Origin of the sequence: Malikia spinosa (genome assembly GCF_002980625.1) — a bacterium.
Classification (GTDB): domain Bacteria; phylum Pseudomonadota; class Gammaproteobacteria; order Burkholderiales; family Burkholderiaceae_C; genus Malikia; species Malikia spinosa.
In genome coordinates this window covers 1-596 of record NZ_PVLR01000096.1, presented here as the reverse complement: position 1 = coordinate 596, position 596 = coordinate 1, and the positions used below count along the sequence as shown (strand labels likewise).

The 596-nt window shown below is 67.6% G+C and carries 1 protein-coding gene; it reads left to right on the top strand.

The genetic code is table 11. The annotated features are described in order from the left end of the window. Positions 1-596, top strand: a 596-nt coding sequence (locus C6P61_RS17495) for an acyl-CoA dehydrogenase family protein (protein ID WP_280524152.1), incomplete at both ends; no start/stop codon positions are given.

The following is a 596-nucleotide window of genomic DNA, read 5'->3' as shown; positions in this document are numbered from 1 at the left end:
CCGCCTGCCTGACGCGCCCGAGGGCGTCAAGGGCATCAGCCTGTTCGTGGTGCCGAAATTCCTGGTCAATGCCGACGGCACCCTGGGCGCGCGCAACGACGCGCATTGCGTCAGCATCGAGCACAAGCTCGGCATCAAGGCCAGCCCGACCGCAGTGCTGCAGTTTGGCGACCACGGCGGCGCGATCGGCGAGCTGGTCGGCCAGCCGAACCGTGGCCTCGAGTACATGTTCGTGATGATGAACGCGGCGCGCTTCGCGGTCGGCATGCAGGGCATCGCGGTCTCGGACCGGGCCTACCAGCAGGCGCTGGCCTTTGCCAAGGATCGGCTGCAGAGCCGTGACCTGGCCGGATCGCCCGGCCCAGTCGCGATCATCCAGCACCCTGACGTCAAGCGCATGTTGCTGACGATGAAGGCGCACACCGAAGCCGCACGCGCGCTGGCCTACTGCACGGCCGCGACCAGCGACCTGGCGCACCACTCGTCCGACGAGGCGGTGCGGCGCGAGCAGCAGGCGATCTACGAATACCTGGTGCCGATCGTCAAGGGCCATTCGACCGAGCTGTCGATCGAACTGACCAGCCTGGGGGTGCAGA